The sequence below is a fragment of the Mesorhizobium sp. M1142 genome (assembly GCF_040318565.1).
Classification (GTDB): domain Bacteria; phylum Pseudomonadota; class Alphaproteobacteria; order Rhizobiales; family Rhizobiaceae; genus Mesorhizobium.
The window spans coordinates 86,900-112,394 of the sequence record NZ_JAMYMK010000017.1 but is presented as its reverse complement, the minus strand read 5'-3'; the positions used below and the strand labels follow the sequence as shown (position 1 = coordinate 112,394).

General features: G+C 65.0%; 29 protein-coding genes. All 29 read right to left on the bottom strand.

Going from position 1 to position 25,495, the window contains the following annotated elements:
• Positions 1-14: 14 nt before the first annotated feature.
• Positions 15-1,529 (bottom strand): phage tail sheath subtilisin-like domain-containing protein, encoded by a 1,515-nt coding sequence (locus NKH42_RS24260; protein WP_352974565.1) that lies wholly within the window; start codon positions 1,527-1,529, stop codon positions 15-17.
• On the bottom strand, positions 1,529-1,732 hold the full coding sequence (locus tag NKH42_RS24255) for a hypothetical protein (RefSeq protein ID WP_352704917.1): 204 nt from the start codon (positions 1,730-1,732) through the stop codon (positions 1,529-1,531). The genes NKH42_RS24260 and NKH42_RS24255 overlap by 1 nt, the downstream gene beginning before the upstream one ends.
• The gene (locus NKH42_RS24250) at positions 1,729-2,490 is read right to left on the bottom strand and encodes a hypothetical protein (RefSeq protein WP_352974562.1); all 762 of its coding nucleotides are present in this window, start codon (positions 2,488-2,490) and stop codon (positions 1,729-1,731) included. The genes NKH42_RS24255 and NKH42_RS24250 overlap by 4 nt, the downstream gene beginning before the upstream one ends.
• Entirely contained in the window at positions 2,487-2,918 is a 432-nt protein-coding gene (locus tag NKH42_RS24245; protein WP_352974560.1) for a hypothetical protein, read from the bottom strand. Before NKH42_RS24245 ends, NKH42_RS24250 begins: the two co-directional genes overlap by 4 nt.
• A 52-nt stretch (positions 2,919-2,970) precedes the next feature.
• Positions 2,971-3,999: a major capsid protein gene (locus NKH42_RS24240; RefSeq protein ID WP_352974559.1), complete on the bottom strand. Its 1,029-nt coding sequence runs from the start codon at positions 3,997-3,999 to the stop codon at positions 2,971-2,973.
• A gap of 95 nt (positions 4,000-4,094) precedes the next feature.
• Positions 4,095-4,763, bottom strand: a complete 669-nt coding sequence (locus NKH42_RS24235; protein WP_352974557.1) for a head decoration protein — start codon at positions 4,761-4,763, stop codon at positions 4,095-4,097.
• A 46-nt stretch (positions 4,764-4,809) separates the two neighbouring features.
• Positions 4,810-5,346 carry a hypothetical protein gene (locus NKH42_RS24230; RefSeq protein WP_352974555.1) on the bottom strand — a complete coding sequence of 179 codons (537 nt, stop codon included), beginning with the start codon at positions 5,344-5,346 and terminating at the stop codon, positions 4,810-4,812.
• Positions 5,347-5,348: 2 nt separating this feature from the next.
• Positions 5,349-6,272, bottom strand: coding sequence for a S49 family peptidase (locus NKH42_RS24225; RefSeq protein WP_352974553.1), 924 nt, complete (start codon positions 6,270-6,272; stop codon positions 5,349-5,351).
• Positions 6,263-6,550, bottom strand: coding sequence for a hypothetical protein (locus NKH42_RS24220; protein ID WP_352974551.1), 288 nt, complete (start codon positions 6,548-6,550; stop codon positions 6,263-6,265). Before NKH42_RS24220 ends, NKH42_RS24225 begins: the two co-directional genes overlap by 10 nt.
• On the bottom strand, positions 6,550-8,163 hold the full coding sequence (locus NKH42_RS24215) for a phage portal protein (RefSeq protein WP_352974549.1): 1,614 nt from the start codon (positions 8,161-8,163) through the stop codon (positions 6,550-6,552). The genes NKH42_RS24220 and NKH42_RS24215 overlap by 1 nt, the downstream gene beginning before the upstream one ends.
• Positions 8,145-10,271: a phage terminase large subunit family protein gene (locus tag NKH42_RS24210; protein ID WP_352974547.1), complete on the bottom strand. Its 2,127-nt coding sequence runs from the start codon at positions 10,269-10,271 to the stop codon at positions 8,145-8,147. Before NKH42_RS24210 ends, NKH42_RS24215 begins: the two co-directional genes overlap by 19 nt.
• Complete coding sequence (locus NKH42_RS24205; RefSeq protein WP_352974546.1) at positions 10,268-10,936, bottom strand: hypothetical protein; 669 nt, start codon at positions 10,934-10,936, stop codon at positions 10,268-10,270. The genes NKH42_RS24210 and NKH42_RS24205 overlap by 4 nt, the downstream gene beginning before the upstream one ends.
• Before the next feature lie 119 nt (positions 10,937-11,055).
• A complete protein-coding gene (locus NKH42_RS24200; RefSeq protein ID WP_352974544.1) occupies positions 11,056-11,592 on the bottom strand; it encodes a phage tail protein in 537 nt (178 codons plus the stop codon).
• Positions 11,593-11,685: 93 nt separating this feature from the next.
• Positions 11,686-12,522, bottom strand: a complete 837-nt coding sequence (locus NKH42_RS24195; protein WP_352974542.1) for a hypothetical protein — start codon at positions 12,520-12,522, stop codon at positions 11,686-11,688.
• Positions 12,523-12,881: 359 nt separating this feature from the next.
• A complete protein-coding gene (locus NKH42_RS24190; RefSeq protein WP_352974540.1) occupies positions 12,882-14,669 on the bottom strand; it encodes a DNA primase family protein in 1,788 nt (595 codons plus the stop codon).
• A 20-nt stretch (positions 14,670-14,689) separates the two neighbouring features.
• A complete protein-coding gene (locus tag NKH42_RS24185) occupies positions 14,690-15,925 on the bottom strand; it encodes a P4 alpha zinc-binding domain-containing protein (protein ID WP_352974538.1) in 1,236 nt (411 codons plus the stop codon).
• Entirely contained in the window at positions 15,922-16,440 is a 519-nt protein-coding gene (locus NKH42_RS24180) for a hypothetical protein (RefSeq protein ID WP_352828790.1), read from the bottom strand. Before NKH42_RS24180 ends, NKH42_RS24185 begins: the two co-directional genes overlap by 4 nt.
• Positions 16,437-17,279: an adenine nucleotide alpha hydrolase family protein gene (locus NKH42_RS24175; protein ID WP_352884312.1), complete on the bottom strand. Its 843-nt coding sequence runs from the start codon at positions 17,277-17,279 to the stop codon at positions 16,437-16,439. The genes NKH42_RS24180 and NKH42_RS24175 overlap by 4 nt, the downstream gene beginning before the upstream one ends.
• Complete coding sequence (locus tag NKH42_RS24170) at positions 17,276-19,348, bottom strand: DNA cytosine methyltransferase (RefSeq protein WP_502906430.1); 2,073 nt, start codon at positions 19,346-19,348, stop codon at positions 17,276-17,278. Before NKH42_RS24170 ends, NKH42_RS24175 begins: the two co-directional genes overlap by 4 nt.
• On the bottom strand, positions 19,345-19,587 hold the full coding sequence (locus NKH42_RS24165; protein WP_352828798.1) for a hypothetical protein: 243 nt from the start codon (positions 19,585-19,587) through the stop codon (positions 19,345-19,347). Before NKH42_RS24165 ends, NKH42_RS24170 begins: the two co-directional genes overlap by 4 nt.
• Positions 19,587-19,832: a sigma factor-like helix-turn-helix DNA-binding protein gene (locus NKH42_RS24160; protein WP_352974534.1), complete on the bottom strand. Its 246-nt coding sequence runs from the start codon at positions 19,830-19,832 to the stop codon at positions 19,587-19,589. Before NKH42_RS24160 ends, NKH42_RS24165 begins: the two co-directional genes overlap by 1 nt.
• Entirely contained in the window at positions 19,820-20,110 is a 291-nt protein-coding gene (locus NKH42_RS24155; protein WP_352974532.1) for a hypothetical protein, read from the bottom strand. Before NKH42_RS24155 ends, NKH42_RS24160 begins: the two co-directional genes overlap by 13 nt.
• Positions 20,100-20,402, bottom strand: coding sequence for a hypothetical protein (locus NKH42_RS24150; RefSeq protein WP_352974530.1), 303 nt, complete (start codon positions 20,400-20,402; stop codon positions 20,100-20,102). The genes NKH42_RS24155 and NKH42_RS24150 overlap by 11 nt, the downstream gene beginning before the upstream one ends.
• Positions 20,395-20,655 carry a hypothetical protein gene (locus tag NKH42_RS24145; protein WP_352974529.1) on the bottom strand — a complete coding sequence of 87 codons (261 nt, stop codon included), beginning with the start codon at positions 20,653-20,655 and terminating at the stop codon, positions 20,395-20,397. Before NKH42_RS24145 ends, NKH42_RS24150 begins: the two co-directional genes overlap by 8 nt.
• A complete protein-coding gene (locus NKH42_RS24140) occupies positions 20,652-23,363 on the bottom strand; it encodes a DNA methyltransferase (protein WP_352974527.1) in 2,712 nt (903 codons plus the stop codon). The genes NKH42_RS24145 and NKH42_RS24140 overlap by 4 nt, the downstream gene beginning before the upstream one ends.
• Entirely contained in the window at positions 23,360-23,926 is a 567-nt protein-coding gene (locus tag NKH42_RS24135) for a hypothetical protein (protein ID WP_352974525.1), read from the bottom strand. Before NKH42_RS24135 ends, NKH42_RS24140 begins: the two co-directional genes overlap by 4 nt.
• A complete protein-coding gene (locus tag NKH42_RS24130) occupies positions 23,923-24,423 on the bottom strand; it encodes a GcrA family cell cycle regulator (RefSeq protein WP_352974523.1) in 501 nt (166 codons plus the stop codon). The genes NKH42_RS24135 and NKH42_RS24130 overlap by 4 nt, the downstream gene beginning before the upstream one ends.
• Positions 24,420-24,854: a hypothetical protein gene (locus tag NKH42_RS24125; protein ID WP_352974521.1), complete on the bottom strand. Its 435-nt coding sequence runs from the start codon at positions 24,852-24,854 to the stop codon at positions 24,420-24,422. The genes NKH42_RS24130 and NKH42_RS24125 overlap by 4 nt, the downstream gene beginning before the upstream one ends.
• Positions 24,851-25,342, bottom strand: a complete 492-nt coding sequence (locus NKH42_RS24120) for a hypothetical protein (protein WP_352828827.1) — start codon at positions 25,340-25,342, stop codon at positions 24,851-24,853. The genes NKH42_RS24125 and NKH42_RS24120 overlap by 4 nt, the downstream gene beginning before the upstream one ends.
• Positions 25,343-25,495: the final 153 nt, after the last annotated feature.

The following is a 25,495-nucleotide window of genomic DNA, read 5'->3' as shown; positions in this document are numbered from 1 at the left end:
CGCTCTGCTGAACCCTATGCGGCGCGATACTGGCTGTAGAGCATCGCGTTGGCGGCAATCACGTCGAGCGGGTTCACGCGGTCGATCGGCGCCATGATGTCGACGCGGTTGGCGCTCTGGCTGTTGCGCTGGACGATCAGCCGATCGGCGAAGCCGCGCGCGTTTTCGAGCACGCCGCGATTTTCCAGCGTGTCGGCGGCATGCACCAGCGTCGCCTTGATCGACTTCGGCGTCGAGATCGCGCCGAGGCCGCCGGGGTTTTCGTCGGCAAGCGCCTTCTGGCCATGCTCATAGGACAGCTGCGCGCGGAAATAGCGCAGGATGGCGACGAGCTGGCCCATTGCCTGGATGTCGCGGAAGGTCTCGTCCGGCTGCGAATTGGCGTCCTTCTGGTAGGTGGTGACGATCTTGTCGATCGCCACGCCGCCATCGGTGTTGACGATGACGCTGGAAATGCCGGAGCGCAGCATGGTGTTGCGGCCGGCATAGGTCGGCACTAGTGATCGATCGCGCGGCGGCCGCTCGCCTTGCACGACAAGGCCTTTCTGGTTGCGCGAGACATTGCCCGTGGCGTCGTCGGACAGCCACGGCACGATGCGCGCCGTGCGGGCAGCTGCGGCCAGCCAGGCCGGCGTCGGGTTGCCGGCGGCGACCGGCAGACGCGGGTGGATGGTCAGATGACGGTCGTTGAGTGCCAGGCCGATCGTGGTCAGCGCCGACAGCGTGCCGGCCGCGGTGGTGAAGACATGGCCATAGACCTGGCGATTGTACGCCCAGCGGCCGGACACATCGTTCATCGCCGCCGTGTAGCGGGCGATGTTGGTGGCGTCCGAAAAGGGCGAGACGATCCAGTCGAAGGGATCGTCGCCGAGGGCAGCCAGGGCAGCCGACAGGTCCGGGCTGCCGGTCGGCACCACGGTGTTGGTGATGGTGACGGCAGCTCCGGCAAAGGCGTTGCCGGCGACGACGGTCGGCACATAGAAATCATAGTCGACATAGATCAGGCCGAGATGGCGGGCCGTCACCGTCACCGTGTCGGTCGCGACGGTGGCGGTGACCGAGAGCGAAGCGCCGGTCAGAGCGTTGAAATAGGCATTGATGGCAGCCGACAGCGCCGCGGCGACCGTGTTGACGCTATCGCCGGCGGCGATCTGCACCTGCACCGGCTCGCCTGCGATTTCGATGGTGGCGACACCGCCGCCGGCCGGAACCGAATTGACCTTGATGGTGTCGACGCGGGCCGTCCCAGTCGCCGGCGCTGCCATGATCCAGGTCTCTTGCGTCGGCGCGTTCAAGAACGCGACACGCGCCATTTCGGCCAGCATCGAGCCGGCGCCGCAAAGTGCTACGGCTTCCTGCGCCGAGCCGACCGGCGTCGGGGTATTGTCGGCAATCGCCGCGCCGGTGTTCTTGTGGCCGATCAAAAGCAGGCGCGAGGCCGACTGATAGCTGCCGCCAGAGGTCACCTCGAAGGCAAACAGCGGCGCGACCAGGCCTGCGCCGGGGATGTTGTTGAACAGGATGCCCATCAGTTTTTCTCCTTGCGCTTGCCTGCCGTGGCAGGCGCTTCTTTTTCGACGATCGTCAGCGAGCCGTCATTGATGAGCTGCATCCAGGCCGGGTCCTCGCGGTCGACGGTCAGGCCTTCGGCCGGGAAGTCGACGCTCGGATTGAACGGGTGCGGCATGCGGTGCGCGGCATCCGCCAGTCTGACGTGAACGAGCGTGGTCATGTCTCTTCCTCGATCTCGGGAAAGGGTTGCGCGATCGCCGCGGCAGGACCCATCTCACCGGAGACGCCGGCCTGCTTTACTTCGAAGGCGATCGTGTCGATGATCGGCAATGGTGCGGCGGCGGCGAACTGCGCGGCCATATTGGCCAGGGTGGCCTTGGCGTAGGAATTGTCGGGCAGAAGTGCTGCGATGCGCGCGGCCGGCTGCGGCAGCCCTGCCCCGCCGGAGAAATCATCGTCCGGTACCTGGCAGTCGAACAGCATGGTCGTGCGCTGCCAGCGCAGGCCAAGCTCGGGGACGGCGAAGCCTTCCTCGTCGATGCTTTCGATGGCCATGACGATCTGGCGAAAGAGCGTGCCTGTTGGCCCTTGCGTCAGCACGAAACGCACCTGCGCGCAGAGCGCCGACAGCACGATGCGCGCCTTCGGGTCGGCGCCGACCATGGCGTCGGTATAGGGCGAGCCGTCCTCGTCCTGCGCCGACACACAGAGCTCCGCCACGACCTCGAGCATGGTGCGGCCGTTCCGGGCAACGCTGCCTTGGCCCTGGCCACGGCGCGGCGATTCCGACTTGCGGGTGAACAGCGACAGGACCGGCGTGTATTCCTCGCCGGCGTCGAGTTCATCGATCGAAGGCCGGCGGCTGTCGAAGACGCGGTGGCGCGCCAAGGTCGGCAGCGTGGTGCCGGCAAGCATCGCGACAGTCGGGCACAGGCCTTCGATAGCGGCCAGCCGGGTGATTTCGGCGGCAATGGTCATGGCCGGCCCTTGGTGCGGTTGACGAAGAGCGCCAGGCGTTTGCCGCCGTCAATCGGATTGGCCGCGACAAGAAAGCGGCCCTTCTCAACGCCGGTCTCCGGGTCAAGCCAGACGATCTGGTCCTCGACCTTGACCGGCTCGGGCCAGTCGGTCGACAGCGCGGTGACGACGGCCTCATGCGCCGGCATTTCGCGCGCTCGGTCGCGATCCGAAGACAGCATGGACGGATGCGAGAAGCCGGGCGCGAGAGCGGCCGGGCCGAAATGGATCGATCCGAGGAATGGGAAGCCGACACGGTCTGGATCGGCCATGCGGGTATCGTTGACGCCGACCCGCCGCGCCGTCGGCACGACGCGGAAGGTCTCGCGGTCGAAGACTTCGGCGACGGTCGTTTCGAGCGCCGCCGAAGCCTCGTTCCAGTCGATCATAACCAAGCGCCTCGGTACAGGATATTGGCGGCGCCGAGCGCCGCCGGGTCGATCAGGTGTTGCGCGCGCCCATCAGCGTGCCGGGACGGGTGCAGAGCTGCAGCTCGTTCATCTGCAGTTCGCCATTGATGCCCTTGTCGTTCGGCATCGGCCACTGCTTGGCATAAAGACGCTCGCCAAGCGTGTTGACGGTCTCCATATAGTCGGCCGGCGAGATGTAGGTCTTGAACAGGTTCGGCACACCGACTGGGAAGAAGCGCGCCTTGGTCGCGGCGATGCCGACGCCCTCGCCGTCGATCTCGCCGTAATTCTCCCAGACGATGCCGCCGAATTCGAACGTCGGGTTCGAGGAGCGGTTCTTGCCGACGAAAGAGTCGCGCAGGATCTGGGCTTCAGACCAGCCCTTGTAGGTGTCGCGAACCTCCTTGTGGGTCAGCAACTGGTCGAAGAAGGTGTCGCCGACAAAGGAGTGCACGGAGGCGAACGGCACGGCGCCGAGCGCCTTCTTCTCTGCTCGGATCACCTTGGTGCAGGCGAGGCGCAGAGCCCCATCGTCCGGGTTGGCATTGTCGAGGTCGAAATCGACTTCCGCAACCTGGCTGATGCCGAATTCGGTGAACAGATTGAGGGTGGAGCCGTCGGCATAGGTGATGATGCCGGTGACAGCCCCAAGCCGGGCATGTTCCTCGGTCAGGTCGAAGTCCGAGGTATTGGCCGCAATGACGGCACCGACTATCTGTTGCACCGTCGCCAACTGGTCAGACGTCCCTTTTGCGCGAACGTTCTGCACCTGGTCGGCGAGCACGCCCCAGTCGCGCTGGAAGTGCGGCACCTTGAAGTCAGTCATCTTGCGCTTGGGCATGTTGCGGGTCTCGCCGGGACCACCTCGCGGGCTCGGCTTTACCAGCTGCAGGATGTCGCCAACGCGCTCCATGGCGATGGTTGTGGTCGTGACTGGATGCGAAGAAAAAAGGCCCATCTCGCCGATGCGACCGGGCCGGTATTTCAGGTCATTGACGAAATCGGTCAGCGACGTGCAGCTGAACGCGTCATTCTTGAAGATGTCGAGGATGTTGTCCATTTTGGTTTCCCTTGGAAATCCTGGCTGGCAGGAAATGGTTCGGCGCGGCGGGCCGCGGGCTCAATCGGAATGGCCGGCGGTCACCCGCCGCACCGTCAGTTGCGGATGATGATGCCGCGCGCCTCGAGCGCCTGGACCGCGTCGGCCTTAGCGGCAGCGGTAATGCCTGCCGGCCATTCGATCTGGTGGCCGTTGACTTCCGCATCGCGGGCAATGATGGCGATGGCCGCCGTCGCGTCGGCCGGCGTGACGACGGGATAGAGCGCGATTGCCGCCGCGACCTCGGAGCCGTCCGTGCCTGCCGGGTTGTAGGCGACATACTGGAAATCCTCGGCGTCGGCCTCGACCGTCACCGTGAACCGGTCGCCGGCGACGAAGTCGGTCGCGTCGGCGATGGTGAACTTGATTTCCTTGTTGAAGGCGACGCCGACCGTCGCCTTGCCGATCGACTTGCCCGTCGGATCGGTCACCTCGAAGGTGCCGCCGTTGGTCGCCGGCTCCGTACAAATGATGTTGTATACGCCGTCCTTTACCTTGGACGAGACGGCGGGATTGGCAAGCGTCAGTGCGCCGGAACCGGCGGTGTTGCCGGCGTCGGCGGCCGCGGTGGCGACAACGCCGGCGACGACCGCGATGCGGCCGAGCACGGTGCCGGCAAGAAGCGTCTGCGAAAAGGCGACGGTGGCGTTCTCGCGCGAGCGGTGGAAATTCGCCTCGCTGAGCAGAAATTCGCCGGCATGCCGGCCTTCGGTAACAGTCGTCATGGCTTCAGCCTTTCACGATTTTGAGGATGGTGCGCGAAAGGCTCGATCAGCCGTTGCGCTTGTTGATGCTGTCCGCCGCCCTCTTCCAGCCGGCCGAAGCATCGGCGGGTTTCGGAGCATTGCCGGGCTGCGCCAGGCCGGCAGCAGCCAGGCGGCTCTGCTCATAGGCGGCGGCATCCGCACCGCTCGCGGGCTTGGTGGCCGCGACGTTGGCGACGACAAAGGCGGCGACATCCTCGCCGGACATAGCCGGCGACTTCGCCGCCAGGTCGAGCGCGGCCGACATGCGGCCGGCATCGCCCTTGACGCCCTCGGCGCCGAGCGCCGTGGTCAGGCGCGCGGTGGCGGCGTTCATGCCGGCGCCGTGGCCCTTGGTTTCAGCCGCCGCAACGGCCGCGTCATGCTCTGCCTGCGAAATGCCCGCTGCGGCGGGCGCCTGATTTCCGGACATTCCGGTCTCCTTCGCCCGCGGGGGGCTTTGGGTTTCGATTGACGCTTGCGCGCCGGTGGCATCCCCGATCAGGGGAATTTCGTCGGCCGGTGCGGACATGGCTTCGCGCACCGCCGCCAGAATGCTGGACATGATCAGTCCTTTCCGTTGACTGCCGAGATGAAGGCGGCGAAGGCCTCCTGGCCGTTGCCGACCGCATCGACCAGGCCGAGCCGCAAGGCCTCTGCGGCGTTGAAGCATTCGGCTTCGGTCTTCAGCGCCGCCGCCTTGCTGAAGCGCTTGCCGCGCCCGGCCGCCACGATGCCGGCGAACCGATCGCGCATGACCTCGCATTCGGCCTGCCAGCGCTCGGCGAGGCCGGCAGGCAGGGGCTGGTAGGGATTGCCGTCGACCTTGTGCTTGCCGGCATGGATCAAGGTGACCTTGATGCCGTCCTGCTCGAGATTGCCGGAAAAATCGGCATGCAGCATGACGACGCCGATGGAACCGGCGCCGCCGAATTCCGGCATGATGACCTGGCGCGCCTGGCTGGCCAGCATATAGCCAGCCGAATAGGCGAAGTCGGTCAGGATGGCGATCGTCGGCTTGGCCTTCGACAGGTCGCGAATGGCATCGGCCGTATCGAAAGCGCCGTTGCCCTGCCCGCCGAAGCTGTCGACCTCGAAGACGACGCCTTTGACGTCGGCCCGCTTCTTGGCGCGGGCAATCTGCGTCTGTAGGCCCTGATAAGAGGTCTCGCCGGAAGACGAGCCGATATAGCCGCCCTTGTGGACCAGCGTGCCCTCGATCGGGATGATGGCGACACCCTCGACCATGTCGAAGGTGGAAATGCCCTTGCGGTCGAAGGCGCGGCCGAGGCCGTCGCCGATCACGCCCGTCGACGGGCGACCGTTGGCGAAGGCCACGTGATCGACCGCGCCTTCACCATTGACCAGCGATATGGAATGACCGGTCAGGCGCGGCCCGAGCAACCGCGCCAGCGTCTCCGCCTTCTGCGGATGATAGAGCAGCGGCTGGTCGAAGACCTGCCCGCAGATTCGGTCAAGGGCTACTGACATGGGCCGCCTCCGACAAAACGTATCGTCTTGGCGTATCGCGAGCGCTTGCCGTTCTTGGCCGAGCAGGCCGCGGCGAGCCGCATCAGCTCGGCATCCAGGGCGGCAACACTGCCGACCGAAACGCGCACACGCTGGTGAGTGACCGGTGAGCGCACCTCGGTTTCCTCGACCCGTTCGCCGGCAATCAGCTTCAGCTTGGCCGCATAAAGCGCCTGGTAGAGCGCGCACGGGTCTTCCGCGTCGACAGTGACACCGGCGATCTTGACCAGAATTGGCATTATGCGGCGGCCTTGTTAACCGGCTCTTCTTCGGGCGCGGCGGTGTCGGGCGGGCCGGCATTGCGCGGCACGAAGGGCGAAGGCATGGCGGCGGCGACATATTTCTTGTGCTCGCGCACGCGCTGCTCGAACACTTCGTCAGGGTCGTAGCCGAGTTCGGCGCATTCGCTGGCCAGCGTCGACGTGCCATTGACCAGGCGTTCGGTCGACGCCTTGGCGCTCTTGCCGTCATCGGCCGATGGTTTCGCCGGCCCCTGCCACAGCGCCCAGCTCACCCGGTCGCGATTGGCGGCAAAGGCCTCGTAGCCGCCCTTGAAGGGGATGCGGCCTTCGCCGATCTCCTCGTCAAGCCAGGCTTCGTAGATCGACTGCGCGATCGGCCCGGCGATCCGCTCGCGGCGGCGGGTGACGACCGGCCAGATCGAGGAGTTCTCCATCCGGACGCTCGAATAGGTGGCCGAGGTGTGGTTCATGGTCAGGCCGCCGAAGGTAATGCCGATGGCCCGCGCCATGTCGCGCGACAGCTCGTCCGACACCGGCAGGAACTCCGGCCCGGGCGTGCCCGTGGTCAGCAGCTTGAGTTCTTCGCCGGGCGCAAGATGCGAGACCTGCGGGTCGCCGCTGATCGAAATCTTGCCTTCTGCCGCACGGCTCAAGGCGCCGGCGAAATAGTCGTGGAAATCGGCCTGCAGATCACTGTCGTCCGGCAGCGCCTCGATCGCCTCGAATGCCTCCTTCGACGGATTGGGGCTGGTCAGGGCAGCGGCGAAAACCGTCTGCAGGATGCCGGTCTGGATCTTGGCATCGACCAGGATCTCATGCTGGATGTGCTTGCGGAACGCCGGCGCAATCCGCGAGATGCCGCGCACGTCGGTCGCATCCCAGGGATCGAAGACATGCATCACCTGCAGCCGGCCGGCGGCATCATAGGCGCGATAGTCGCGCCTGGTGCGGATGCCGCCTTCCTTTTCCTCGAAACGGTAGGCGATCGGCCGCCCGTTCGCTTCGTGGATGACGCCCTGATACAGGCCTTCATAGTCGTTGGTGTCTTGCACCAGCGCCGTCGGCGGCACCATGCAGACCTTGGTGCCGGTCGAAATGCCGTAGCCGCGGCGTTGCGCGATCGGCATGTAAGAAATCACGCCGGTGGCCTCGCCATAGGCCATGTCCCAGCGCAGCGCGATGTCGATCATCTGCGGCACGGTGAACTTGCCGCGCATGTCACATTCGCGCGGGTTCCAGGCGTAGCGCTTCCACCGGCGCTTGATGACCTTGATCAGCTCCGCCGTCTCGGCATCGCTGTAGCCGAGGCCGGACAGGTCCGGCGTCGGGTTGAGCACCAGCTCGACGCCGACCGTGTCGGCAAGCACCTGGTCGGCGGCGCCCTTGAGCCGGCCGGAATTCTGGATCAGATCGATGGCAAGCCCGGCGGCGCGGCGCCAGGCAAGCCGGATTTCGTCGCGGCTGTCGCGCAGGATGGCCGGGCGCGTGTTGATGATGGCCGAGCGCGAATCGCGCAGGAACGCGGCGCCGGGAAGCGGGCGCGCGGAAACATCCGTGCCCGCCTTTCGTCCTAGGAGCCGGTCGATCAGTTTCACGTTCGCTTCGCCCATTTTTCACGGTTTGCCTTGCGGCGCGCGTCGCGCTCCGGATCGGCTTTTCTGGTCTTGCCCTTGAACGGCCCGTCCTCGGCCGCCTCGAACAGGTCCGGTTCGGCCGGCTTGCCGTGCAGTTCGGTCAACAGGTCGGCCCAGCGCTCGGCATTGAGCCGGCGCTTGTGCTTCAGGTGCCAGGCCAGCGCGAAGGCGTAGACCGTGGTGTCGAACCAGTCATTGGCGCGGCCTAAAATCTTCTTCCACTCGCGCGGCGCCTTGGGACTGATCAGATTGCGGGCTCGCCGCGAGACGGTGGCGCGCGCTTCCTCGTCCGGATCGACCAGCCGCTCGGCCGTCATCTCCTTGGCGAACTCGTCGTCGCAAAGCTCGTTCGACAAATGGATGGTGTTGCGCGGCCAGCTGCCCTTCTCGTCGGGACCGAGCACGAAATTGGCAAGTGCTGCCATCACCGAGGTCTTGATGTCGTAGAGCCCGACCGGATAGAGCATGACCTTGGCGATGATGCGCTTGCGCTGGTCGCGAATATCCTTCTTCACCGGTGTGCCGAGCCATGGCAGGCCGATCTGGTGGCGGCCATCGAGCGCGTAGACATTCGGCCGCGAGGCGCAGAAGCGGTAGACGCGGTCGGTGGCAAAGCCCGAATCGACGCCGGAAATGTCGATGCCCTTCTCACCGCCGCCGGCCGTGCGGTAGGTCTTGCCGAGCGCGTCGGCGAGTTCAATCCAAGCATCGTCGACCTGGTCCGGCGCGCCCATGAAGACCTGGCGGTCAATCAGCCAGGCGCGGTCGCGCGGTCCGATCGCCCACACCGACCATTTGATGCCGTAGCCCTGGACGTCGGCTGCCGAGACGATGATGCCCGCTTCGGCCGGGATGACCGCTCGCGGGAACGGAAACTTGCGCGCCGCCTCGACGATCTTTTCCCATTCGACGGCGACGCCGCCCGGATCGTAGGGCAACGCCAGATCCTGCTGGTAGAAGGTGCGCAGCTTCGTCGTGTCGCCTTCTGCGTCCTTGAAGCGGTGCCAGATGTCGGCGAAGCGTTCGCGCGGCGCGTAGGCCGCCCACAGATGATAGCTCGGCTGCCAGTCGCGGCAGCGGCCCTCACAGGGGTCGCAGCGCCAGCGGCCGATGTCTTGGGGCGCGATCGCGTCCGGAACCTTCTCCTCGCCGTCATGGACGCGGCGGGCGATCCAGTGGCCGCGCGCGTTCATCTCGGCCTTGTGGCCGTCGAGTATGGCGCCGTTGCAGGCGATGCAGGCCACATGAACCGGCAGATTGCGCGCCGGATCAGGATCGCGCAGCTGCTCGCGAAACTGGTCGAATTCCAGCACATGATAGATGCCGCAATGCGGACAGGGCACGTAGTAGTAGCGCTGGTCGCCGACTTCGAAATCGCCGGTGATTGCACATTCTCCGGAGATGCCGGGCGTCGAGCCTTCCCATTCCTTGGCGAGGTCGCCATACATCTTCTGGCGGGCCCGGGCCTGGTCGCGCGGGCTGCCACGGCCGTCGACGTCGCGCGGATAGCCGGTGACCTCGTCCATCGCGAGGTATTTGATTGACACCATCTGCAGGCCCTTGGAGGAGCCCGCATTGACGATCTGGCAGAAGCCGCCGGCGTAGCGCTTGAACGAAGTGGTCGAGCCCTGCTCGTCGCGGCTGTTGACCGGCATCACCTTGTGGGCGATGCGCGGGCTGGCCTCAATCGTCGGCTGCAGCTTGACCCGGTTGAACTTAGTCGCTTCCTCGAGAGTCGGCAGCACGATCATCATCGAGCCGGGCGCCTGGTCGACGATGAAGCCGAACCAGTTCTCGATTGCCGTCGACTTGCCGAGCTGCGCCGCCCAGCGGCAGGTCACGCGGCGTGCCGGATGGTCGGGATGCAGGCAATCCTGCGGCTCGCGCAGGTAGGGAACGCGGTCGGTCTTGAACTGGCCGGGCCAGGGCGACCCCGATTCCGGCGAGACGAAGCGGTAGCGGTCGGCCCATTCCGAGATCGTCAGGTCAGCGACGGGCCGGCTGGCGGCCTCGAGGCCGGCGAACAGGACTTCGGCGCCATGCGGCAGATCCGGAAAGGAAAGCCGCGCATCGTGGTAGCTCATTGCAGCGATGCCTGGTCGAACGGCGCCATGTCGCCTGCGGCGCGTTCGCGCTCTCGCTGGTCGAGACGCTCGCGGATCTCTCGGTTGAAGTCGTCGAGGCCGACGCGGACAAATCCCTTCAGTGCAATGCGCGCAACGCGCTCGTCCCAGCCATACTTGACAGACAGGCTCGCCGCCTCGCTCTCGATCGCCCGGTCAAAGGCGCTTTGCATGAGCGCGATCGCGTCGCGGCCGGCCTTGTCGACCTCCGCCGTCGGCGTCAGTTCGCCGCGGCGCTTGGCGAGGTCCATCTCGCGCATCTCGGCATCGGCCTGCGCCTTGCGGGCAAAGCCGTCAGACTGGCTGCCGGCGAACCGTGAAAGCTGCGCCTTGGCCTTTATCCCGAGGCCAGGAGCTTGCCCCGAGACCGGCGGCACAGTGCGCAGTCGAATGTTCTCGCCACGATGGGCAACCAGCGCGCCGAACTCGACCAGGTGGGACTTGCCCTCCTCGCGCGTCGGCAGCGCTTGCGCGTGCTGTTTCAGGTAGCGCGACAAGGTCGAGCGGTCGATCCGGTCGCCGGCCGCGCTCAAACGCGCCGCGGCATCCGTGATCGAAATCCACTCGCCGGCGTCGGCGTCGGCGTCGGTTTCGATGACCATCTCGTGCAGTGTCCCGTGCAGCACGCGTGCATCACACGTTGTTGCGTGTACCGCTTTCCGACGCGCCTACTAGAAAAATCCCGGGCTCCCCCGGGCCCGTATGGGTTGGAAACGCTGATACGGTCCCTACACCGGGGGTGGGGTCAGCGGGGCAAGAGGTTCTCGACCTCGTGCAGGTACCGAGGCATCAGGCTCTGTTCGATGATCTCGGTCAGCACCTGGAGGTAGACCTCCGGGTTGTTGGTAATGTCGTGCGCAGGGTTGGGCCCGAACAGTTCGCGGATGGGCAGCCTTGCCTTGCCCTGTCGCCTGAACACACCCGCGTGGCCGCTCTTCATCGATGCGATGAAGGCGGAGCGATATGATCCTCTCAACCGCACGCGCACGCCCTTGGCCGTCTGGGTCGCGCCGAGCTTGTATAGCGGTATCCAGCCGGAGCGGACGATCACGTCGGACGTGTTGCCGCCCGCGTTGAAATGCGCCGTGGTCACGGCCCTCACCCGCGATGGCGGGATGTCGATGCGCTCGGCATCGCGCTTGATGATGCGGCTGCGCGCCATCTCGGTGACACGCCGCATGGCGCGGGCAGCGGCCTTGGCCTTGATCTGCTCCGGCAGCCGCGCAATCGCGCGGCCAAGATCAGCAAAATCGGACGCATCGATATGAAGCTCGACGGTCACGGCCTTTTCCCAATGAAAAACCCCGGTCGCTTGGGGCGCCGGGGTGATTTCTTTTTTACCGTGTTCAGATGTATGTCAAGTTTCTCCCGCACGTCAACAAGCAACGGCAGTTTTTTTCGCGGGCCGATCTGCTGCCCTTTCGACGATGGCGACGCCCGGCCTGTCGGCCTCAAGCCATGGCGTCATCGAGCGTTCCGAGAACACCAGCCTATGCCCGACGAGCTGCGTAACGATCTCGACCTCGAGCCGGCGCAGGGCCGCGACCCATATCTGGTAATCGAGCCGGCCGAGGATGTCGCCGGTCGGATCGGTCGAGAACTCGTATTTACGATAGGCGCCCTTCACCGGCCTTTGCTTGCGCTCGTCATAGCCGTGAACCTCCAGGTCATAGGTCTGGTTATGGATGTCGGTCAGCCGCTTCATGACGAACCAGGCCGGCTTGCCGCTGCGTTCCATCATACGCGTCTTGGACGGCTCGGCCACGAAGTCCGGCTCGCGGCCAAGGATGGCCGTGCCGACGACGAGGCTGATAATGCCGGCCGCGCGCCGCTGCGGCGTCCGCACCATGTAGCGCTCGACGGCCTTCTTGACCGCCGCTTCGGCCATGCCTTCGGTATCGGGCCAGTCGGCGAGAGCATACCAGTTCGCCGGGATCGCCACGTCGCAGCGCGACAGCCCGGCAACCGCCCGCCCGACCGCAACCGCGTCGTCATGCGGCTCGCCCTGCTCGATCCAGTAATTCTCGGTATCGCCCCTTCCCCTGTCGATGATCGCGCCAAGCTCGGCAAAGCTGGTGATCTTGCCCCATGACGACGCCTCCAGCATCCGCCAGGCCGAGTTAGCGTTGTCCAGCCCGTCAACCCCGCCGCCCTTCGGCAATTCATTGACGAAGGCCCAGGTCAGCAATTCCTCAATGGTCACGGTCTTCATCTTCTTATCCTTGCGACAGTTTGCGATAGTTTGCGGGAGTTTAGCGATAGTTATGAAGCGACAGTTTGTTTAGCGATTTCAATGCATTGACGTGTCGTTGCGGGAGTAGCGATAGTTATTCCATGCTTATACGCATAAAACTTTTTCTCCCCCGGACCCCTCTTCACACCTATAGCCCTCGCCAAAGTGGTGCAGACTGTCGCAACCCTTTGTTTTCGCTGTCTTATTCGCTGCGAAGCGAGTAGCGCGAACTGGCGCGACTGTCGCCAAGTGTCGCCATGGAAAAGCCAATGAATTCAAGGCGCGCATGGGTTTGCGGGCCAAAATGCAAGCCAAACGAGGGGTCACGGGGAGACGCGTCATGAGCGGAGATGCTCCTCGAAATCATGCTGGCCGGAGCCGCCTTCGCGCTTGGGCGGCGGCACGTCGACGAGGCGGATGCCGTGGTAGTGGACGATCCGGCCATCCTCGCGCCGGTACTTCTTCTGCATGATCAGGCCGAAGCGGGTCAGCGACACGGGCTTGCCGCCCTGATCGACCGTGAAGTCGACATACGCCTGATAGAACTGCTTGGCCGTCACCGGCTCGCCCTCCTCGCGCACCACGCAGCGCGCCACGAAGGCCGCCGTCGGGTCCATCTGGTCGCGATACTCCTGCGTCTTCGCCCGCACCGCCTCGGGCACGACGAGGCCTTCGCGCAGGAAGATCATCACGCCCTCGACCAGCCAGTTCAGGATGCCGGGGTGCTCCGGCAGGAATTCGGAAACGACCTCCTCGAACTCGCGCTGCTCACTCGCCTCGAGGACGACCGGCCAGTGGACGACGGCCATACGCCGCCAGATGCCGTTGTCGGTGCCGGAGATCTTCGGATAGCCGTTGCCGGACATGTGGCCGGTGAAGATCGGCTTGAAGTCGAAATAGCCCTGGAACAGGTCACGCACGGCAAAGTGCTCGCCGCCGGTCAGGTCCTTGACCAGATTCTCGCGAAGATCCTCGCCCTCCGGCATTTCCTTGACGCGCAGGAAACGGCGGCCATAGAGCCGCGCCATATCCGGATTGGCCGAACCGCCGGCCTTGCCCTCCCCGGTGAACGATTCTGACGGCAGCGTGACCGAGACCTCGCCGAGCAGGCGGCAAAGCACCTCCAGAAAGACCGACTTGCCGTTAGCACCAAAGCCATAGTGGAAGAACAGCTTTTGCACGGTAAGCCCGATCAGGCCGAGCCCGGCCGCCACCTGGACCATGCGCCGAACCTCTTCGTGCGGCAGCATGCGCGTCATGAAGGCGAGCCATTTCGGGCAGCCAGCCTTTGCGTCGTAATCGACCGGCACGACCTGTGTGATCAGATCCTGCCGGCGATGGCCCTTGACCACCTTCAGTTCGGCAACGGGCGCCACGATGAATTCGGGCAGGTTTTCGCGGTTGTCGTCGGGATCGTCGAAGGCGGGATTGCGCACCGTCTTGATCACTTTGCGGAAGCACAGTGTATGGCCGCGCAGCGCGACCTTCAGCGGGTCGGCATTGAATTCGTCAGGCCCGCGCATGACGTGGGGTGCTGCACAGGCGAGCATCGCCTCAAGCCGCCCTTTGTTCTTCGAGGAGACGGCGTGCGACATGCGCCGGCTGATGCGCGCAGCGAGGTTCTTTTGGGCCGCCTCCGCCATCTTGGCGACTTTCTTCTCGCCAGGAGAACGCTCTTGCTCCAGCTTCTTCAGCGCCTCATGGCCGCGCTCGATCGCGATCTTCTCAGCCGGTGTGTGATCGATGTATTCGATCTCCAGCGCGATGCGGCCGCCGAGGTTCTGCGCCACCGCCAGCGAGCGCGGATCGCCGGTGTCGATGTCCCAATGCGTGCCAGTCCAAACCGCATAGGCGGCCTTGCGCGCCTTCGCCTGGGCGAGCACCAGCAGATCCTCGCCGAAATGGGCAAGCAGCCGCTCGGCATTGTCGGTGTCGGAATGGTCGAGGCCTGCACAAGCCTTGACCGCCTCCATATCGACCTTGCTGCCGCGGCGCGGCCCGGTGCCCGGCTCACCATCATCCAGTTCGTCGACAGTCACATCGACATCAAGCGGGGTGCGGGGCAGCCCGGCTGCTTCGGCCTGGCGCGTCGCTTCGTCGAGAATGGTGGCCACCTCTTCAGGCATGCCAGTCTTTTTCTTGCCCACTATTCCCCCGTCTCGACTGCCATGCGTGAAAAGTCATATCCGGCGCGCGGCCAGACGATCGGGATGATGCGCCCCGGCCGGGCATGCCTTGCACGGGCCCGAGCCATTGCGGCAGCCGTCATCACCCGCTCGGAATCGCCATCGGCAAGCAACACCAGCTCGCGGACGTGATCGGCCACCCACATGGCGTCGGCGGCATCCTGGTCGCGCTTCGGTATGGGCCCGGCGACCATCACCGGCCGCGCGACGCCCTTGGCGTCCGGCTTCTTCAACGTCGGGTGCGCGAAGCGTGACGAGGGATCGGCCGGGCCGGCGAGATTGCCGAGATCGCCGGCGGCGAAGTAGAACGTGTCGGCGCGAAAACCTTCCCAGACACCGAAGGCAACGCCGTTCTCGATGCCTTCGCCGCCGACCCAGCGGCTGCAGTCAGGATGGCCGGCAATCGGGATCAGGCCGCCCTTCTTCGAGCCGCGCATCTTCTTGGTCGGCAGCAATTCGCCGGTGGTCGGGTCGACCAGTTGCGGCCGAAACTTCGGCGGCCGATCAAGGTCGATCCAGGTGATGTGACAGCCAATCGGCGCCAGGTCTGGCATGATGAAGGGCGCGACCATGGCCAGCCCGGAATAGAGCGCGAGCGGGCTGCCGCGCTCATCCTGCCCGTGCCAGTACGTCACGTCGCCGCCGACGCGCAGCCATGTGGCGTCGGGATAGCCGCCACAACGATACTGCAGATAGAACCGGCCATGCATCTGTGCGGCCGTGCGCAGCGCCGTCAGCGACTGATAGATGCCGCGCGCCTTCTGCCGCTCGCGCTCGCGAAACTCGTCCTGGCTGGCCGCGCGCTCGGCGAAGGCGCAATCGTTCTGCAGCCGCCGTTCTTCCAGCCGCTTCTTGCGCGCCGCGCGATCTTCGTCGCTCTCGCGCTCGCCCTCCTCCGGAATGTCCCGGTCGAGCACGATCGAGCAGGCCTCGAGGAGGCCTTCGCGGCTCTTGACGTCCAGCCCTTCGCAATGGGCGGCCATGCCGATCGCGTCGTTGCCGCCAATGCCGCCGGCCCGGCAGTTCCACTTTTCCTTCTTCGTGTTGAACGAAAATGTGTCCGTGCCGAAGCAATGCGGGCAAGGCTGCGGATGCTCGACGCCAGTCCGCTTGAAAGTCAGCCGCATGATCTTCGCGGCCTCCTCGATCGACACCGCGCGCGCATCTTCGATGAACAGTTTTATCGCCTCGCTCATGAGCGCGATCCTGCAGCGGGATTGCCACTGTTGCGGTTTAAATATTCCGGGCGGCAGTCGAGAATGTGGAGGCGCTTTTTGGTGATCCCGACAAAGCGCCAGCCTGCCTGATAGAAACAATGGCCCCAGGTGGGTCGCGACGCGCGCATGGTTGGAACCACCTCACGCGGATCGACAAACGTGAAGAGCCGTTCCCCCGGCCAGCGAGCCCACGCGATCGACATCGCCGCCGTCAGCAATCCGCTGGCAAGGTCACCGTCCTCACGACGAAAGATCGCGCATTCGACACCGAACTGCCCGTCTGCCCGGTGCTTCTCCTTCCGCCACGCGCAAAGCGCGCCGGCATCTGCTGTCAACAGGAGCAGCTTGAAACCCGGACCCATGATGAGTTCGGCTCGGCGCATCTGCTGGCGCGACCTATAACTGTAGTGGCGCTTAAAGATGTCCCGTGCCGTATCGTTGCCGTCGAGCACTTCTATCCAGCCATCGCCAATCAAGAAGGGCTGCAAGTTCATGCTGCCACCCCGCAGTGAAGGCCGCACTCGACGTCGTATTCCATGCTGTCGTCAAAGCTGTCGGAAAATTCCTCCCATAGTGTAGGAGTGACCCTGACCTGGTTCACGAGCCCAGCCACGCTATCCCGCTTGTCGAATTGCCCTCCAATGCCGGCCTCTTCACCGGCCCACCACGCTGCGGCGGATGGGTGATCTCGGATGATCCGCTTTCGGATCCCTTTCCCTTTTTGGAAGCAAAGGTCGCAATTGCCTTCCCATGGCTCCAGATCGAGGAAGAAGGGCTGCGTCTCCCAAAAGGCAGACACGGTAGATTTGAGCACCTTCGCTTTGGCGAGAGGATACGAGACGCTGCGGCCATCTTTCGCAGCGCGGTCCATACCTCGGAAGATACGCATACCCTCGTCGTGCCGCAGGCCGATAATTTCCTCATAGCTGCCCGGTTCCAGGCAAAGCTGATGCCGCATCAATTCGAAGATCGGCCGCACTTTCAGGTACTCGGTGCACCAGCGCTCATGGCCGTTGGGGAGACGGGATTTCTTGGCGATGAGAGCCGAGAACGGCTGGCCATTGCGGCTGGCACTGCTGAAGTCAACTTCTGCAAAGCCGGGCTTACCATCGCGCCATTCTACCCAATGAATGCGGACGCCCCATCTCAACCCGCACTCATTCACGAAGCGCAGCGTCTCCTCGCGTTCCTTGCCGGTGTTGGCAAAAGCCACGATCACATCGTCGGGTAGCTTGCCGTTATAGGCCCGCAGTATCTCGTGCAGCATAAAGCCACTGGTGCGCCCACCCGAGAACGAAACCAGCGCTGGGCCGGTGATAAGATATGGATTCACTCTGCCGCCTCCGCGAAAGCGTGTCGGACGTTGCATTCGGCGATCAGCTTGATCATGCGCGGCGGCACGCTGTTGCCGACCAGGTGATATTTCTCGGTCTTGGTCAGGCGGCGGGTCTTGCCGGCGATGGTGATTTCGTCCGGCAGCGAGCCGGGCTTGAAGCCGTGCGCGGCGGCGCCCTCTTCCGGTTCAAGCATGCGGATGCCGATGTCGTCGATGTAGTGCGGGACGCCCTTCACCATCACTTCGACCAGGCCGTAGCGTGCCTTGCCGGTGAGCGCGCCGAGCGGCTGGCGCACGTCGTCATCCTGCTTGCCAGAGCCGAAATAGTGCTGGAGGAAGCCAAGGATCAGATGCGCATGATTGCCGCCAGCGGCAACGGTCGCCAACGGATCGTCGATGGGCCGGCCGTCGCGATTCGTGCCATGCATGTTGCCGAGCGCTGCGGCGACCACGCCCTGCGTTGAGCCGAGCGTGACGATAGTCGACAACGGGTCTTCGGCTGAACGGCCAGGCTCGCCCGTGTTGTGCTGTGCGATGAATGCGGCGCTGACGCCGACTTGCGGGCTGGTGGTGAAGGCCCCGAGCGGCTCGTCGATCGGCCGGCCGGGCCGCGCCTCATTGCTGCCGTCGACACGCGGATCGCCGTTGTGCTGTGCAAGGAAAGCCGCGATCAGCGCATGCTTGCCACCGCCGGCCACCTGTGCGCCAAGCGGCGCCTCGATGTCGAGGCTGCGCGGCGCCTGGCCTTCGCGTTCGCCATAGCCCGCCTGCACCAGGCTGGCGGCAACCACGGCATGCCGCGGCGCGCCGGCCATGACTGTATCCAACGGCTCGGTCGGCATGTAGCCGTCGCCGTTCTGGTCGAACTTGGTCATATGGGCGGCGACCAGAACGCGATCCTCCTTGCCCGTGGTCGTTCCAAGCGGCTCCTCGAGATCGCGAGGCGACGACTGCGCTGCCCGCCCACCGGCGCCGACGATGGTCGCGCCCATCATCGCGATGCCAGACGACGTATGCAGCGTATTGATCGGCTCCTCGACCGAATGCACGCCGTTGCGAGCCGCCGCGCTCTGCTGATCGGTCCGGATCAAGGCCGGCGCCACCACCGCCAGCTCGCCGCGATGCGCCGTGGTCAGCGTGCGCAGCGGCTCGCCGGCATCGTGCACCCTGTCGCCGCCCGAATGCGTGATCGGCACGATGAACGGCTTTGCCGCATCGACGACGTAGCGCATGACGCCGCGTGCCGTCCGGCGCAATGTCGCTTCGGCCAGCGGCTTCTTGCGCCCAAAAATCGATTTCACCGGCAGAGACCAGTCGATGATCGTATGCGCGCCGAGCCATGGTTTCAGGCCGAGCTGCTTGGCATCCTTGCGCGGCGCGTGCGTGCGGGCCGGCCACACGATCGGCCGGCCGTCTGCCTGGGCGACGCCGAAGAAGCGCTTCCGAATCGTCGTGACACCATAGTCAGCGCAGACCAGGATCCGATAGTCAAAGCTATAGCCGAGCCCGCGCAGATGCTTCAGCCAGGCGAGCCAGATGCGGCCCTTGTGGCGAGGATCCGGGATTAGCCATTGATCCTGCACCGGGACCCGCTCGCCCTTAGCTGCAATCGAGCCGTCGAGCCGCATGACGCGGCCCGTCACCGGATCGCGCTTGGCGATCAGCGGGCCCCAGGTCCTGATCTCCTGGACGTTCTCCATAGTGATCGTCTCGGGGCGGACGGTGCCGGCCCAGCGGCATATGACCCAAGCCAGTGAGCGGCGGCGCTTGCTGACCGGCTTCGAGCCCTTGGCAACCGAGAAATGGGTGCAGTCCGGCGAGGCATGCAGGACACGCACCCCGCGTCCATTGGTGACCTTGCGCGGATCGGCCTCGAACACGTCGCAGCGCAGGTGTTTCGTGTGCCGATGACGTTTCTCATGCACGGCGACCGCGACCGGGTCGTGGTTGATCGCGACATGGACGTGGAAACCGGCTTCTTCCAGCCCGTCGCAGCCGCCGCCCATGCCGGCGAACAGCACGATCGTCATGCGGTTATCGAGGGCAAAACCAGTCATTGCGTTCATCGTTGAGCCCTCGCATCCGCACGTGCGCCGTCGCGCGCCATCGCCAAGGTGCGGCAGACCGCATCCTCGCGAACGGTTAGGACGGCGGCGATGGCGTTTGTGTCGAACTGGCCGCTGGACCAAAGCACGATCGCCGCAAGGGCGGCGTCGCCGGTCAGCCATCCCCCGCCCAGCCGCATCAGCGCTTGCCGGAGTTCGACCTCGGAAAAGTCGGGTGTGGAAAGCTTGTGGCGCAGCATCACATCCCCTCCGCGACGACATTGACGTCGCCGCCGCGCGTGAACGGACGCGCCTTGTCGAGGATCTGGTTGATTGTCCCTGACGACAGGCCGAGGCGAGCCTTCACCTGGCTCGCGGTCAGGCCCATTTCGAACAGCAGCCTGATACCTTCGGCCTGCATGGCGAGCGGCAGCTTCATCAGCCTGGCCGGGTCGATGCTGCCCGGCTTGCCAAAGCCGGGTGCGGGTCTATTCATAGCGGCCATGCTTCGGGCTCCCAGCAAGGTTTGTGATAGGATTGGATGGAAACCAGGCCGGCGACGCCGAACATGAAATCGGCGCGGCTGCGGATCAGCCGCCCGCCCTTGCCGTCGTCGACCGTGTCGAGCCGCGAGCCATTAACGACGCCATGCTGCCGCATCTCACGGTCGATATCGGCCGTGGTCGCGAGCGGGCATTCGAAGATGACGACGAACGCGCGGGACTTCGGACCGAAGCCGTTGATCAGCTGGACCCAGTAGACGTAGCGAGGCTCACCCGACATCAGCTTGCCCCTCTGTTTCAGTGCTCTTCCCGTGAAACATTTCTTGTGTTTCACACTCCGGCTCGGGTGCCTGCGGCGGGTCGTAGAAGGCGCGGAACGACAGTTTCAGCCAGTCGCAGACAGCGATCGCCTTCGGCGCCGACACGCTCTGCCCGTTGCAGATGCGCGACAGGTCGGAGGCGCAGACGCCGATCTCGGCGGCGCATGCCCGCCAGCCGCGCCCGTCATCTTCCAGCCGGGCGCGCAGCAGTCGGCCCAGCCCGCGATAGTCGTAGGTGGCGAGCCTAGCCATGCCTGAATTCCTTCTTCAGGAAGAGCGCCGGCTCCTCGCCGATCCAGTCGCAAAGCGCGAAGAACTCATAGCTGCCGGGGTTGCGCCCGCGTGCCGCGCGCAGCACGGCGTCAAGCTCGACCTCGGCTTCTTTCGCGACGCGTCGGTGCGTCTTGCGGCGGTGGACGCGGCGCGCCTCGAGGAATATGGCGAACACGTCGAAATCGACATGGCTGGGATCGAAGGCGCCCGTGCAGATCGGGGCGAGGTTCATTCCGCCGCCTCGTCCATTTCCGCCCCGGCCTGCTCGGCCGCCAGCAGGTCGAACAGGCCTGGGCCCTGCCCGCCGCCGGCGGCGATCTCGGCATAGGTGACGCCGTCGGCGAAATAATCCGGGTTGAGTTCGACCGCGACCGCCTTGCGGCCCATGCGCAGCGCGCAATAGGGCACGGTCATGATGCCGCCGAACGGGTCGAACACCGTCTCGCCAGGCATCGAATGCTGCTCGATCGCCCTCTCGACGATGTCGAACTGCAGCGGGCACAGATGCATTTCGCGGCCCTTGCGCTGCTGCAGCATGTTCAGCGTGCGCATGCGCGCCACGTCGGTCCAGATCTCGGGATGGTCGCTATGCGGCGGCGCGATCATGAAGGTCGGCGGCAGCCTGCCTTCGGCGGCGAGCACCTCGGCGAATTCGACGTGCAGTGCGTGATCGTAGACGTTCTCTTCCGCCCATTTCTTCCAGCCGCGATAGATCAGCTTGGCGTCGAGTTTCACCAGGCGGCGCAGCTCGTCGGGCAGCAGCGGCCGGTCGCCGCTCGACCGGCGCACACCATGCGCGTCGATCTGCCAACGGCCGCGCGAATAGCCGGTACCGGGCACGCTGCGCAGCGCGCGTTCGAACGTCTGGGTGCGCACGCCCTCGCCCAGCGGCAGCGACTTGTCCGGCTGCTCGGTGTGATCGGTGAAGGACAGCGGCTTCTGCTTGGCAACTGGATGGTCGGCGTAACCGTTTGATCGATCGGTCGGCGGCTTGCGGAAGGTCAGCGTGTATTCCGGCATGCCGTTGCCCTGCCGTGTGCCATCCTTGCATTGCTCGCTCCAGCCGAGGCGATAGGTGCCGTTGTTCTCGCGCACGACATCGGTGCCGATGGTGACGCGCGACATGAAGGCGAAGCCGTGCCGGCGGAAATGCGAACAGCAATCATCGGAGAACGGATTGACCGTCTGGAAGCCAAAACCGTTGACGCCGCCCGGCACGATCCGGTCCTTGACATGGATTACGGCGAGCCGGCCGGGCTTCAGCACGCGCAGCAGCTGCGGCGTCAAAAAGTCCATCTGCGCCCAGAAATGCGCGTCGTCGTCGGTGTGGCCGAAATCGTTGAAGGACGGGGTGTATTCGTACTGCGTCGAGAACGGGATCGAGGTGACGATCAGGTCGACGCTGTTTTCAGCCATCGACCGGGTTTCCTCGACCGTGTCATTGTGCACGACCAGGTAGTTTTCGCCGCGCACCTCGCGCCTGACAACGCCCATCGAGCGCTTCAGCGCGCCCTCGATCGCCTGCTCGGCCAGGCCGAAACGGCGGATGATCTCCGCCATCTTTTCCGACTGCGCCTCGAACTGGCGCCAACGCCGTTCCAGCGTGCGGCGCATCTCGCGCTCGGCCTCGGTGTAGATCAGGTCGAGGCGCACGGTATGCGTCTGTCCGAATCTCTGGATGCGGAACACCGACTGGATGAAGTCGTGAAACTTGAAGCCGATCCCGGTGTAGATCGCCAACCAGCAATAGTCCTGGAAATTGCAGCCGGAGCCGTTGATGACCGGCTTGGTCGCAAGCTCTTCGAATTCGCCCCTGGCGAAGCCGACGACGCGCTTTTCCTTGGTGTCGTCGTCGAGCGTTCCCCACACCGATTTGACGGTCGGGATCGCCTTCTCCAGCGCGTGCCGCTCGGCCTCCAGATCGTGCCAGAGGATGCGATGCGCGCCAGGATCCTCGGCGCGGATTTCCATGACCTTGGCGATGCGAGCGTCAAGGCTGCGCTTCTTCTCGCGCGCGGCCTCGGTCACCCCATGCGCCGAATTGGCGAACAGCCTGCCCTGCCCGTCGCGCTCCTCGCCGGCAGCGCTATGGTCGGACGGGATTTCGTGCCAGCGGATATCGAGCGGCGGCAGGTCGTAGCCTTGATCGGAATAGCCGAGATCTGACGGCTTCTGGACGAACAGCGCCCAGCTCGCGACCCACAACCAGAACTCTTCCTCCTTGTGCGGATGCAGCGTGAGCGCGTCGGCCTTCTCGCTGTCGCGCTTGAAGAAGCGGGTCTTTGCTTCGCCGACATCCATGACGCCGAGAAAGGCGGCATAGGCGAGCAGCTCGATATATTCGTTCGGATCGGGCACCGCGGTGGCGACGAAGCGGTAGCGCACGCCGGCATGCTTGCGACCGGTCTTGCGATCGTCGCCGGCAAAGGTCGCCATGAACTCGCGAAAGGTCTTGGTGCCGCCGAAGCCGCGCAGCACGGCAGCCTCGTCGAGCGAGGCAGCGGTGAACAGGCAGGGGTCGAGCTTGCCGTCGCGGATCGTCTCGTAGTTGGTAAGGTGGATCAGCACGCTCTCGGCGCCGATCTCGTTCGGCGCTTCCATCTGCCCGGGCCGGTTGATGAACTTCAGCCGGATGTTCGGATGGCGCTTCTCGACCTCTAGGAAGAATTCATGGCGCACGCCAAGCGGCACGACGATCAGCCCGTGACCGCCGGCATGCACCAGGCATTGCCGGATCACCTCGAGCTGCGTCGATGTCTTGTGCAGGCCGAAGCGCAGGAACAGCGCACGCCGGCCGCCGCGGCAGGCCCACGGCACGATCGCCTGCGTCATCGGCTTCAGCAGCGGGTTGATCGTCGCCGGCTCGACGTCGAAGCCAAGCGCCGGCGCCAGCCGCACCTTGGCCTTGAGGAATTCGGCATAGTCGGGGTGCGCGGTCATGGCCCGCCCCTGCCGCCAGGCTCACAGGGCGCATGCTTGCCGCCGCCGAAGACGTATTCGCGCCAGGGCGTCCAGCACCAATTGCCGTCACGGTTGCGCAGGAAGCCCCATTTGCGGCTCGACCTGCCTTGCCAGACGATGGTGATGATCTTGCCCGGCTTGAAGTGCGGCGGGACGCGGCCGGCACCGGCAATGAAGGCCATCGATGCAGCCTCCAGTGTCGCCAACACGTCGTAGCGGCCGAGAACGCGATGCGTGTGTTCGGCTGGCCGGTATGACCAACCCCAGGCCGGCACGACCTGCCGCCTGGTCATCCTCGGATTTCCGCGAACCTCCCTGGCGAACTCACGCACCTTTTCCGCAAGCGCGAAATCAACCACTTCCTCGACGTAGGCGGTCAAAGGAAAAGTCCAGAAATCCCAGGGATGATCATGCGGATCGGGATCGGCATCACCGCGATGGAAGATGTGCAAGCGCAGCCGCCCGATCCTGACGCGAGTCAGGAACGGCGTCGCGTGCTCGCCGTCGACGCCATAGATGGTTTCAAAGCCGAAGGGGTTCATGCCGGCACCCTGGGCTGGCGCTCGCTGAGCAGGTGCCGGCGGCAGTAGCGCGTCTCCAGCACGTCAGCGCGTTCGGCGCCGCAGACCGGCATGTCGGGGCCGTCAGGCGCAAACCAGTCGCAGGCATAGTGCAGGCAGCGATTCGCCATCACCGCATTGAGAAAGGTCATCGGCAACGTCGCCGGGAGGTTCGCAACCGGCTTGGCTTCGAACAGCCGCTCTACCGGTGCTTCGATCGATGGCGCCATGACGGCGCGGCGCACCGGCCGATACTTCCGCTTCACCGGCTTCTCGGATTTGGGCGTGGCCCGGCCGATCGCCTGGTTCTTCGGCTGGCCAAGCAACGCGCCATGGCTGCCCTTGCCGCGCTTCAGCTTGCCGATGACGGCATTGCGGCTACGATCACCCGGCAGGCGAGCGGCAATCTGTGCGGCAGAAAGCCCTTGGCCGGCCAGTTCGCGCAGCGCCTGCAGGTCGTCGGCGGACCAGTCGCTCATACCGGATGCCCCTCCAGCGGCCGCACCAGGAATTCGAACCAGAAGTAGCCGTCGGAACACGGCCCTACGACGCCGCTGTCATCTATGGCAGGATCCCAAATGATCTCTTGCCCGCGGCAGATCACGACGTGATTGGTATCATTGCGGCTCCTGCCGGCGAGGATGTAGGCCATTCCCCGGCTATAGTACGCGCCCCATTCGAGGGCCTTTTCCAGCGCATCGGCTACTACCGGAATCGAAATACGCAGGATTTCCCGCTCTCGCAGCCATGCGTCATGTCTTGCTGATTGCTCAGCTCCGGAGAGGTCCTCGTGCCAGCGCGGCACCTCTTCGGCCGGCACGTCGCAAAGGCATGCGATCACGGTGCGGGCGCAATCGCCCCAGACACCGTTTGCCGGATCGTGCCGGAACAGCTGCTTGACGAGCCTCATGCCGCACCGCTGACAATGCTGAGGCCGCCGGCGCCGCGCGCCGCCGCTGCCGCCTTGCGCAGTTCGGCAATCGCGATTTCCAATTTCGCCGCGCCCCGGTCGATGCCGGCAAGCTCGGCCGGTGTCAGCCGGCCATCGGCGAACGCCATGGCTGCGGCGGCGATCAGCTCGCCGAACTGCACGACGACATCGGCATGCGCCGCCATCATCGTGGCGTTGGCCGCACCGAGCGCGTCGGCATCGGCCAGTCGCCGACCGTTCAATTCGGCCATGACGCTGGTGACCAGGGGCGTGCCGCACTCGGCTTCGAGCAGCAGCACAGCCGACAGCGGCATCAGCTCGGGATCGCCGGCATTGTTGAAGCGGCCCATCTGGCTCTTCGACAGCGAGGCGATGGAAGCGGCGCGCTCGATCGTGCCGCAGCGCTCTATCAGGTCGCGCTGGGCTGCCTTGAGGCGGTAAAACCACTGACTGGAAATTTCGGCCATGTCGGGCTCCGGGCACAGTTTTCCCGGCGCGGGAAATGCGGGCTGCATTTCCTATGGCGGGACGAGGGGGAAAGCGTTTCAACTCGCGGGTATGAAAACCCGCGCTACATCATCAAGGCGGCCCCCTGGAGGGCAGCCAAAGGCCTGCCCTCC

Excerpts from the sequence above, each read along its gene's own strand:
- NKH42_RS24260 (WP_352974565.1), bottom strand. The coding sequence starts at position 1,529 with ATGGGCATCCTGTTCAACAACATCCCCGGCGCAGGCCTGGTCGCGCCG.
- NKH42_RS24255 (WP_352704917.1), bottom strand. The coding sequence starts at position 1,732 with ATGACCACGCTCGTTCACGTCAGACTGGCGGATGCCGCGCACCGCATG.
- NKH42_RS24250 (WP_352974562.1), bottom strand. The coding sequence starts at position 2,490 with ATGACCATTGCCGCCGAAATCACCCGGCTGGCCGCTATCGAAGGCCTG.
- NKH42_RS24245 (WP_352974560.1), bottom strand. The coding sequence starts at position 2,918 with ATGATCGACTGGAACGAGGCTTCGGCGGCGCTCGAAACGACCGTCGCC.
- NKH42_RS24240 (WP_352974559.1), bottom strand. The coding sequence starts at position 3,999 with ATGGACAACATCCTCGACATCTTCAAGAATGACGCGTTCAGCTGCACG.
- NKH42_RS24235 (WP_352974557.1), bottom strand. The coding sequence starts at position 4,763 with ATGACGACTGTTACCGAAGGCCGGCATGCCGGCGAATTTCTGCTCAGC.
- NKH42_RS24230 (WP_352974555.1), bottom strand. The coding sequence starts at position 5,346 with ATGTCCAGCATTCTGGCGGCGGTGCGCGAAGCCATGTCCGCACCGGCC.
- NKH42_RS24225 (WP_352974553.1), bottom strand. The coding sequence starts at position 6,272 with ATGTCAGTAGCCCTTGACCGAATCTGCGGGCAGGTCTTCGACCAGCCG.
- NKH42_RS24220 (WP_352974551.1), bottom strand. The coding sequence starts at position 6,550 with ATGCCAATTCTGGTCAAGATCGCCGGTGTCACTGTCGACGCGGAAGAC.
- NKH42_RS24215 (WP_352974549.1), bottom strand. The coding sequence starts at position 8,163 with ATGGGCGAAGCGAACGTGAAACTGATCGACCGGCTCCTAGGACGAAAG.
- NKH42_RS24210 (WP_352974547.1), bottom strand. The coding sequence starts at position 10,271 with ATGAGCTACCACGATGCGCGGCTTTCCTTTCCGGATCTGCCGCATGGC.
- NKH42_RS24195 (WP_352974542.1), bottom strand. The coding sequence starts at position 12,522 with ATGAAGACCGTGACCATTGAGGAATTGCTGACCTGGGCCTTCGTCAAT.
- NKH42_RS24190 (WP_352974540.1), bottom strand. The coding sequence starts at position 14,669 with ATGCCTGAAGAGGTGGCCACCATTCTCGACGAAGCGACGCGCCAGGCC.
- NKH42_RS24185 (WP_352974538.1), bottom strand. The coding sequence starts at position 15,925 with ATGAGCGAGGCGATAAAACTGTTCATCGAAGATGCGCGCGCGGTGTCG.
- NKH42_RS24180 (WP_352828790.1), bottom strand. The coding sequence starts at position 16,440 with ATGAACTTGCAGCCCTTCTTGATTGGCGATGGCTGGATAGAAGTGCTC.
- NKH42_RS24170 (WP_502906430.1), bottom strand. The coding sequence starts at position 19,348 with ATGAACGCAATGACTGGTTTTGCCCTCGATAACCGCATGACGATCGTG.
- NKH42_RS24165 (WP_352828798.1), bottom strand. The coding sequence starts at position 19,587 with ATGCTGCGCCACAAGCTTTCCACACCCGACTTTTCCGAGGTCGAACTC.
- NKH42_RS24160 (WP_352974534.1), bottom strand. The coding sequence starts at position 19,832 with ATGGCCGCTATGAATAGACCCGCACCCGGCTTTGGCAAGCCGGGCAGC.
- NKH42_RS24155 (WP_352974532.1), bottom strand. The coding sequence starts at position 20,110 with ATGTCGGGTGAGCCTCGCTACGTCTACTGGGTCCAGCTGATCAACGGC.
- NKH42_RS24150 (WP_352974530.1), bottom strand. The coding sequence starts at position 20,402 with ATGGCTAGGCTCGCCACCTACGACTATCGCGGGCTGGGCCGACTGCTG.
- NKH42_RS24145 (WP_352974529.1), bottom strand. The coding sequence starts at position 20,655 with ATGAACCTCGCCCCGATCTGCACGGGCGCCTTCGATCCCAGCCATGTC.
- NKH42_RS24140 (WP_352974527.1), bottom strand. The coding sequence starts at position 23,363 with ATGACCGCGCACCCCGACTATGCCGAATTCCTCAAGGCCAAGGTGCGG.
- NKH42_RS24135 (WP_352974525.1), bottom strand. The coding sequence starts at position 23,926 with ATGAACCCCTTCGGCTTTGAAACCATCTATGGCGTCGACGGCGAGCAC.
- NKH42_RS24130 (WP_352974523.1), bottom strand. The coding sequence starts at position 24,423 with ATGAGCGACTGGTCCGCCGACGACCTGCAGGCGCTGCGCGAACTGGCC.
- NKH42_RS24125 (WP_352974521.1), bottom strand. The coding sequence starts at position 24,854 with ATGAGGCTCGTCAAGCAGCTGTTCCGGCACGATCCGGCAAACGGTGTC.
- NKH42_RS24120 (WP_352828827.1), bottom strand. The coding sequence starts at position 25,342 with ATGGCCGAAATTTCCAGTCAGTGGTTTTACCGCCTCAAGGCAGCCCAG.